At 66.6% G+C, this 1998-nt stretch carries 2 protein-coding genes and 1 pseudogene; 2 read left to right on the top strand and 1 reads right to left on the bottom strand.

The genetic code is table 11. The annotated features are described in order from the left end of the window. Both CF161_RS12165 and CF161_RS12160 read left to right on the top strand, forming a co-directional pair. Positions 1–196 (top strand): annotated as a pseudogene (locus tag CF161_RS12165) (HlyD family secretion protein); the annotation flags it as partial. Beyond that, positions 193–1782 (top strand): DHA2 family efflux MFS transporter permease subunit, encoded by a 1590-nt coding sequence (locus CF161_RS12160; RefSeq protein WP_020296870.1) that lies wholly within the window; start codon positions 193–195, stop codon positions 1780–1782. The pseudogene CF161_RS12165 and the gene CF161_RS12160, both read left to right, overlap by 4 nt. Before the next feature lie 6 nt (positions 1783–1788). On the opposite strand, the gene CF161_RS33155 is transcribed toward CF161_RS12160, so the two are convergent. Further along, on the bottom strand, positions 1789–1998 hold a 210-nt coding region (locus tag CF161_RS33155; RefSeq protein ID WP_020296869.1), incomplete at its 5' end, for a hypothetical protein.

Here is a 1998-nt window from a genome sequence, read left to right as displayed (position 1 = left end):
CAGCGTGCTGCCACCGGAAAACGCCACCGGCAACTTCACCAAGATCGTGCAGCGGGTGCCGGTGCGGGTGATCCTCGACCCGGCGGACGGCGTGCTCGGTCAACTGCGCCCGGGGCTGTCGGTGAACGCGGCGGTCAACACCCTGCCTGAAGCACCCGCCCCGGCCTCGGCCGTGGCCCAGGCCAGCGCACCATGAGTCGCGCCCTCGCCGCTCCGGCGTTGCCCTTCGATGCGGCGAGCATGGCCACCGCGACCAAGGTCTTCGCCTTTGCCAGCATGTGCATCGGCATGTTTATCGCCCTGCTGGATATCCAGATCGTCTCGGCGTCGCTGCGGGATATCGGCGGTGGCCTGTCGGCCGGCACCGATGAAACCGCCTGGGTCCAGACCAGTTACCTGATTGCCGAAATCATCGTGATCCCGCTGTCCGGCTGGCTGTCGCGGGTGTTCTCCACGCGCTGGCTGTTCTGCGCCTCGGCCGTGGGCTTTACCCTGGCCAGCCTGCTCTGCGGCGCGGCCTGGAACATCCAGAGCATGATCGCCTTCCGCGCCCTGCAAGGCTTTCTCGGCGGCTCGATGATCCCCCTGGTGTTCACCACCGCGTTCTTTTTCTTCAGCGGCAAGCAGCGGGTGATCGCCGCCGCCACCATCGGCGCGGTGGCGTCTCTGGCGCCGACCCTGGGCCCGGTGATCGGCGGCTGGATCACCGATGTTTCATCCTGGCACTGGCTGTTCTACATCAACCTGGTGCCGGGGATTTTCGTCGCCGTGGCGGTGCCGATGCTGGTCAGGATCGACCAGCCGGAGTTGTCGCTGCTCAAGGGCGCCGATTATCTGAGCATGGTCTTTCTCGCGCTGTTTCTCGGCTGCCTGGAATACACCCTGGAGGAAGGCCCGCGCTGGAACTGGTTCAGCGACCGCACCATCCTCTGCACGGCGTGGATCTCCGGGCTGGCCGGCCTGGCGTTTATCGGCCGGACCCTGCACGTGGCCAACCCGATTGTCGACCTGCGGGCGCTCAAGGACCGCAACTTCGCCCTCGGCTGTTTCTTTTCGTTCGTCACCGGCATCGGCCTGTTCGCGACCATTTACCTGACCCCGCTGTTTCTCGGCCGGGTCCGTGGCTACAGCGCCCTGGACATCGGCATGGCGGTGTTTTCCACGGGGGTGTTCCAGATCCTGGCGATCCCGCTCTACGCCTTCCTCGCCAACCGCCTCGACCTGCGCTGGATCATGATGACCGGGCTGGGGTTGTTCGCCGTGTCGATGTGGGACTTCAGCCCGATCACCCACGACTGGGGCGCCCGCGAACTGCTGCTGCCCCAGGCCCTGCGTGGCATTGCCCAGCAACTGGCGGTGCCGCCGGCGGTGACCCTGACCCTCGGCGGCCTGTCCCAGGCCCGGCTCAAACATGCCTCGGGGCTGTTCAACCTGATGCGCAACCTGGGCGGCGCGATCGGCATCGCGGCCTGCGCCACCGTCCTCAATGACCGCACCAACCTGCACTTCACCCGTCTCGCCGAGCACCTGAACAGCAGCAACGAGGCGCTCAACCAGTGGCTGACTACGGTCGGCGGCAATTTTGCCAGCCAAAGCCTGGGCGGCGATGCCGGGCTTAACGCCAGCCTGCATCAGCTGTGGCTGCTGACCTACCGCGAGGCGCAGACGCAGACCTATGGCGATGCGTTTTTGATGATCATGCTGTGCTTTATGGTCGCCACCGCCATGGTGCCGCTGATGCGCAAGGTGGCACCGCCCACGGCCCCCGTGGCCGATCACTGAGGCGCTTCAGCGGGTTGGAATATCGCCACCGGCGGCCTGCAAGTGCTGGTATTGCAGGCACAGGTAGTGGGCAATGATCAGCCGCGCCGGCACCCCGGCCTCCGGCGCCATGCGTTCAAAGGCGCTGTAGCCTGCCGCGCGCAGGCTCAGGCCGCGCTGCTGCAACGCCTGGTCGACACCCGACGCCACGTGCGGGTCCACCCCGCGCTCGGCCTG

Origin of the sequence: Pseudomonas sp. CF161 (assembly GCF_000416215.1) — a bacterium.
Classification (GTDB): domain Bacteria; phylum Pseudomonadota; class Gammaproteobacteria; order Pseudomonadales; family Pseudomonadaceae; genus Aquipseudomonas.
The sequence above is the reverse complement of the archived record's forward strand: the minus strand, read 5'-3'. Positions and strand labels throughout refer to the sequence as shown.